Consider the following 6130-nt stretch of genomic DNA (forward strand, 5'->3'; position numbering starts at 1 on the left):
GCGGGCGGGTAGGCGGGGGCAACGGCATCGGGCAAGCCCTCACCGGGCGGTCGGTATGCTCCCCGGCATGGCCACGCCCTCCATCCACCCGCGCCCGGCGCAACCCGCCCCGCTTGCTGCCGCAATCAGCAACGCGGCTCCGCGGCAGCGGAACGACGCCTGCCCGGGGGCGCTGCGGCTGCACCAGGCCGACGACGGCGGGCTGGCCCGGATCCGGGTACCCGGCGGGGTTCTCCAAGCCGCACAGGCCGCCGCGCTCGGCGAGGCCGCACAGCGTCTCGGGGACGGTGACCTGCACCTGACCTCGCGAGGCAACCTCCAACTACGGGGCCTGGCCGAGGACTCCGGCGTCCGGCTGGCGCAGCTGCTGGACGGCGCGGGACTGCTGCCCTCCCCCGCACACGAGCGGGTCCGCAACATCGTGGCCTCGCCGCTGTCGGGGCTGGACGGCCACGGGCACCTTGACATCAGGGACCGGCTCGCCGAGTTGGACCGGCGACTGTGCGGGAGCGAAGAAGCAAGCGAACTATCGGGGCGCTTTCTGTTCGCGGTGGACGACGGCCGCGGCGACGTGGCGGCGCTCGGCGCCGATGTGACGTTGGTCGCCGTACGGGAGGGCGGCACGCTGCTCCGCGTCGGGGCGGACGACGACGCCGGAGCGCTCCACATCGCCGACCCTGCCGACACTCAGGCCGCCGCATCCGAGGCATCCGCCGCATCCGCCGCTGCTGCCGCCGTGACCGCCGCCGAGGTCTTCCTCGAAGCCGCGCGGCAGTGCGGCGTACGGGCCTGGCGGGTCGGCGAGCTGCCGATCACCGGTGGTGAGTTGGCTCACCGTATCGCCCAACGGCTCGGCAAAACCGGGCAGATACAGCAGATACTCCCATCTCCGCCGCTTCCGCCCCTGAGTGCCCATGGACCGGCGCCCGGTCTCATCCCCGCGCCCACCGGACCGGCCACCGCGCTCTCCGTTCTCGCCCCTCTCGGCCGGCTGACGGGCCACCAGTGGACGCTGCTCGCCCGTACCGCCGAGCAGGAAGGAAGCGGCGAACTGCGGCTGACCCCGTGGCGCGGGGTCGTCGTGCCGGGTCTCCCTCCCGAGCGGGCGCCCGCGGCGCTTGCCGCGCTGGACGACGCCGGGCTGGTGACCGATCCGGCCTCCCCCTGGCGCGGCGTGGGCGCCTGCGCCGGGCGGCCGGGCTGCGCCAAGTCGCTGACGGACGTACGGGCCGACGCCGCCGCGGCGGCGACCAGCGGCAGCGTGGACGGGGCACGCGCCCTGCCCGTGTACTGGTCCGGCTGCGAGCGCCGTTGCGGACATCCGCGCGGCGACCGGGTGGAGGTCGTCGCGGGTACGGACGGTTACGGGGTGACCGTCGTACGCGGCACCGGCGACGTGCATCCCGTACCCCTCTCCCCACATGCGCTTCACGCCCCGCACTCAGAGCTCGCCGCCACCGTGGCGGCGGCACGCGACCCGCGGTCCACCGACGATCCGCACCCCACGACGACGGCCCACTCACGATGAGCGAGAGCACAGTGTTCGAGTACGAGAAGGACGGCGCTGCCATCTACCGGCAGTCCTTTGCCACCATCCGCGCGGAGGCGGATCTGGCCGGGCTGCCCGCCGATGTCAGCCAAGTTGCGGTGCGGATGATCCACGCCTGCGGCATGGTCGACCTCGTACGGGATCTTGCCTACACCCCGCGCGTCGTCGAGCGGGCCCGCGCGGCCCTGCGCGCGGGCGCTCCCATCCTCTGCGACGTCGCCATGATCGCCAGCGGCGTCACCCGCAAGCGCCTGCCCGCCGGCAACGAGGTGGTCTGCACGCTCGCCGACCCCGCCGTCCCGGAGCTCGCCGCGAAGCTGGGGACGACCCGCACCGCCGCGGCGCTCGAACTGTGGCGCGACCGTCTCGAAGGCTCCGTCGTCGCCATCGGCAATGCGCCCACCGCGCTGTTCCGGCTGCTGGAAATGGTGGAGGAGGGGGCGCCGCGGCCGGCGGCCGTCATAGGGGTGCCGGTCGGGTTCGTCGGCGCCGTCGAATCCAAGCAGGCGCTGGCCGGGCATCCGTCCGGGCTGGAGCATCTGGTCGTCCACGGCCGACGCGGCGGCAGCGCGCTGGCCGTGTCCGCGCTCAACGCCATTGCGAGTGAGGAGGAGTGAGCCAGGTGACCGGCACCGATCGAGTGAGGGGCGGCGACGACGTGGCCGAGAGCGCGGGAACCGGCCGACTGATCGGCGTGGGGCTGGGGCCAGGTGACCCCTCGCTGATGACCGTACGCGCCGTCGAGGCGATCGCGGAGGCGGACGTCGTCGCGTACCACAGCGCCCGGCACGGCCGCTCCATCGCCCGCTCCATCGCGGCCCGCCACCTGCGCGCCGACCATGTCGAGGAGGCGCTGGTCTACCCCGTCACGACGGAGTCCACCGACCACCCCGGCGGCTACCGCGGCGCACTGGAGGAGTTCTACGCCGAGGCGTCGGCGCGGCTGGCCGCGCATCTGGACGCGGGGCGCACGGTGGCCGTACTCGCCGAGGGCGACCCGCTCTTCTACGGCTCCTACATGCATATGCACAAGCGGCTGGCGCATCGGTATCCGACCGAGGTCATCCCCGGTGTGACGTCGGTGAGCGCCGCCGCCGCCCGGCTGGGCACCCCGCTGTCCGAGGCCGAGGAGGCGCTGACCGTACTGCCCGGCACGCTCCCGGAGGAGGAGCTGACCGCGCGTCTCGCCTCCAGCGACGCGGTGGCCGTGATGAAGCTGGGGCGTACGTTCCCCAAGGTGCGCCGCGCGCTGGAGCGTTCCGGGCGGCTGGAGGAGGCCCGCTACGTCGAGCGGGCCACCATGGAGGGCGAGCGCACCGGGCGGGTCGCGGACGTCGAGCCGGACTCGGTGCCGTACTTCTCGGTGGCGGTGCTGCCGAGCAAGGTGGGCAAGGCGGGCAAGGCGGACGCTGCGGCCTCCGAGGGGGAAGGCGGCCCCCTGGGCGAAGTGGTGGTCGTCGGCACCGGACCCGCCGGGCCGCTGTGGCTCACCCCCGAGACGCGGGGCGCGCTGGCAGCGGCCGACGATCTGGTCGGCTACACCACTTATCTGGACCGTGTGCCCGCACGGCCCGGCCAGCGGCGGCACGGCTCCGACAACCGGGTGGAGGCCGAACGCGCCGAGTTCGCCCTGGAGCTGGCCCGGCGCGGGCGGCGGGTGGCCGTCGTCTCCGGCGGCGACCCCGGCGTCTTCGCGATGGCGACGGCCGTACTGGAGGCCGCCGACCAGGAGGCGTACGCCAACGTTCCCGTACGCGTACTGCCCGGCGTGACCGCCGCCAACGCGGCAGCCGCCCGCGCGGGCGCGCCGCTGGGCCACGACTACGCGGTGCTCTCCCTCTCCGACCGTCTCAAGCCCTGGGAGGTCATCGCCGAACGCCTGCGCGCCGCAGCCGCGGCCGACCTGGTGCTCGCCCTCTACAACCCCGGCTCCCGCAGCCGCACCTGGCAGGTCGGCAAGGCCCGCGAAGTGCTCCTGGAGCACCGCGCCCCGGACACCCCGGTCGTGGTCGCCCGCGACGTGGGCGGCGCCAGCGAACGCGTCCGCATCGTCCCCCTCGCCGAACTGGACCCCGCCCAGGTGGACATGCGCACGCTGCTGATCGTCGGCTCCTCACAGACCCGGACGGCTAACCGACCGGACGGTACGGCGTATGTGTGGACGCCGCGGCGGTATCCGGAGGGGTGAGCGCGCTCCGGGGGCGCCTCTGACCGTCCACTGCGGGCTGCCGGTGGCCCACCACCGACCGGCCCGCGTCGACGCCATCAACGCCTCACCCGCCCAGCCCGACGTCCGGCACGCCGACATCCCCGCAAAGAGGCCGGACGGCGAGACGGCCTCGCTGCGCCGCTGGGTGCTCCAGGAACACGTATGGACCAAGCTCCTCGACCAGGCCGGGCTCACGCGGATCGCCGTGGACGTGCTGCTCGGCGGGGACGGTCCGCGTCCTGCCGACACTCTGTTGGTGACCGCGCGCTGCCCGTCCTGACCACCCCCTGCGGCTGACCGACCGGACGGTATGGAGTGTGGGTGGGGTCCACGCCGGGACCGGTGGGTGGACGCCCCTATCCTCAACTCTCCTTTATTGCTTACGAGTTCACGATCGAAAAGAGGTCGACAGCGGCAGGCGCCGGGCTATACTTCGATCGCTTTGCGGCCGTGCAGTGCACAAACGACCAGCAGAAGACCGTAGAAAGGGTGCACATGAAACGTACCGTCGCTCTGGCGTCAGCGCGCTGTCGCTGGCCGCTTCCGGGGTCCTCGGCTTCAGCACGACCGCTCACGCCGAAGCCTGCGGGATCGGCGATCTCTGCCTGTACCAGCACGACAACTTCAAGGGCGTCGAGTACGCCAAGTACGACATCGACATGTGCGAGAACATCGACTCGTCCTTCAACAACAAGGCGAGCTCGATGGAGAACCGCTCGGGCACGAGAATGCGGCTCTACGACAAGAAGAACTGCTCGGGAAGCGCCGGCTACTCCGCACGCCCCAGGAGCGAGGACAAGACCTTCCGGAACAACGGATTCAACGACAAGGCGTCCTCGGCGAAGTAAGCCCTCCCGGTCCTGATCGGGCCGCAGCGCTGCCAAGTGGCGTGCGGCACAACTGTTGCCGCACGCCACCGCACCGCCTCAGCCCATGCCCTGTTGCGGCGGTATCCAGGTGAGCTTGCGCCGGATGTGCGACGACATCCTCGCATCGAGCCGCACATGCAGCTGCGTATGACCGCAGACCGCGCAGACGAAGGCGTCGAACACCGCCTGCTTCGCCCCGAACGCGCCCGCGCCCGACGGACGGAGCCCGCCCTGCGCCACGTACTCGCCCCGGTACACCTCGCTGCCCCCACACGCGCCGCAGCGTCCGTAGCGAAGGTCCCCGTTGGTCATGGGGCCAGCCTAGCCAAGGCGTTCGACGGCCTGCTTCAAGCCTCCACCCGTCAACTCCCACTTACGGCGATCAAATCAGCACCGCCCCACCTTGCGATGCGGACTTGAGGCCTTGGGCCGGGGTGCAGTGCGGCGTGACCGATAGCATGCGAAAGTGACGTTCGCAAAGGGCCCTTCCACGAATTCGGGACCGCTGAGGGGACTGCATACGGTCGGCTGGAGCAGGAGGCTCGATTGCCGCGGCGACACCGGCGAGGTACCCCGGCTGCTGCGCACGTTATGGATGCCCGAGACGGATGACCTCTGCCCCCGGGCGCTGCCGGAACTGGCGGAGCGCCTCGTCCCGTGGAATGGCGTACAAGCCACCTTCTGTATGCGGGCGGCAACTCCCGCTGCCGTGCCTTTCCTAGTGCGACTGGCACAGGATCGACGCACCAGGGGGCGCGACGCCGGCATGGATCTGTTGTTGCGTATTGCGGATGCCGTAGATGAAGGCCCCCGGGGCACCTGCTTCGGTGAGTGGCCCGGCCGATGGTTCGACGCGTCCGCGAAGGCACTGGCAACGACAGCCGTGACCACCTGGATCGCGGCGCTCGACGAGGACCGGGAATGGAATCGGCGGAGAGACGTTCTCCGGCTCCTGGCCACCATCAATCGATCGAGCGATGACAGCTTGTCGGGGCTGCTGTGGGCGTGGACGCAGGACTCCGGCGATGCCCAGCTCCTCTCGGAACGCCTGATCTGCCTGGCGTACGCGACCGCCGACCCTTCCGGCGAAGGCTCGTCCCCCGAAGCCTGGGCCGTCCTCTTGAAGAAGTGGCTGACCGAACCCGGCCCCCCGTCAGCAGCGCAGACCGCCGACGCCACACACACCGCTCTCCGCCATCTTCCCGGGTGGATCGATGCCGACACCGTTCACGTCCTGGCGGAGTTGGTGAACCCGGTTCTGGCGCTCCGCTGGTGATCGGACAGTCAGAACTCCAGCAAGACGGAACCGACCGCACGTGTCCGACGGTGTTGCCATCATCGCCTACTGATCACGTTGAAAGGCGGACTGCGATGGCGAGCGAGACGACCCTGCCGACCAGCGAGGTGATCGCCGACCTGGTGCGGCGTCTGTGGAGTGCCGATACCGGCGAATGGGACGAGGACGACCTGGCGCCCTTGGCCGACCTGCCCGCCGCCCGCCCC

General features: G+C 71.4%; 7 protein-coding genes. 6 read left to right on the plus strand and 1 reads right to left on the minus strand.

What is annotated here, in order from left to right; all coding sequences use genetic code 11:
- Positions 1-67 precede the first annotated feature (67 nt).
- The 5 genes from cobG to ITI46_RS35260 all read left to right on the plus strand — a co-directional run bounded on the left by cobG (position 68) and on the right by ITI46_RS35260 (position 4606).
- Positions 68-1528, plus strand: a complete 1461-nt coding sequence (gene cobG / locus ITI46_RS32530) for a precorrin-3B synthase (RefSeq protein ID WP_247746940.1) — start codon at positions 68-70, stop codon at positions 1526-1528.
- 11 nt (positions 1529-1539) lie between these two features.
- On the plus strand, positions 1540-2166 hold the full coding sequence (locus tag ITI46_RS32535) for a precorrin-8X methylmutase (protein WP_209243548.1): 627 nt from the start codon (positions 1540-1542) through the stop codon (positions 2164-2166).
- A gap of 5 nt (positions 2167-2171) precedes the next feature.
- Positions 2172-3737, plus strand: a complete 1566-nt coding sequence (locus ITI46_RS32540) for a precorrin-2 C(20)-methyltransferase (RefSeq protein ID WP_307808418.1) — start codon at positions 2172-2174, stop codon at positions 3735-3737.
- A 43-nt stretch (positions 3738-3780) separates the two neighbouring features.
- Positions 3781-4038, plus strand: coding sequence for a hypothetical protein (locus ITI46_RS32545; RefSeq protein ID WP_247746942.1), 258 nt, complete (start codon positions 3781-3783; stop codon positions 4036-4038).
- 175 nt (positions 4039-4213) lie between these two features.
- Positions 4214-4606, plus strand: a complete 393-nt coding sequence (locus ITI46_RS35260; protein WP_209243545.1) for a peptidase inhibitor family I36 protein — start codon at positions 4214-4216, stop codon at positions 4604-4606.
- A 78-nt stretch (positions 4607-4684) separates the two neighbouring features.
- Here ITI46_RS35260 and ITI46_RS32555 read toward each other — a convergent pair whose 3' ends face one another.
- Positions 4685-4939 carry a hypothetical protein gene (locus tag ITI46_RS32555; protein WP_209243546.1) on the minus strand — a complete coding sequence of 85 codons (255 nt, stop codon included), beginning with the start codon at positions 4937-4939 and terminating at the stop codon, positions 4685-4687.
- A gap of 154 nt (positions 4940-5093) precedes the next feature.
- Here ITI46_RS32555 and ITI46_RS32560 point away from each other — a divergent pair, with 154 nt between their 5' ends.
- A complete protein-coding gene (locus tag ITI46_RS32560) occupies positions 5094-5903 on the plus strand; it encodes a hypothetical protein (RefSeq protein WP_209243547.1) in 810 nt (269 codons plus the stop codon).
- The last annotated feature ends 227 nt before the right edge of the window (positions 5904-6130 follow it).

The sequence above is a fragment of the Streptomyces oryzae genome, from assembly GCF_017676365.1.
GTDB classification, from domain to species: Bacteria; Actinomycetota; Actinomycetes; order Streptomycetales; family Streptomycetaceae; genus Streptomyces; species Streptomyces oryzae.

Bases quoted from the DNA above. Each gene is read 5' to 3' on its own strand.
- cobG (WP_247746940.1), top strand. From the start codon at position 68: ATGGCCACGCCCTCCATCCACCCGCGCCCGGCGCAACCCGCCCCGCTT.
- ITI46_RS32555 (WP_209243546.1), bottom strand. From the start codon at position 4,939: ATGACCAACGGGGACCTTCGCTACGGACGCTGCGGCGCGTGTGGGGGC.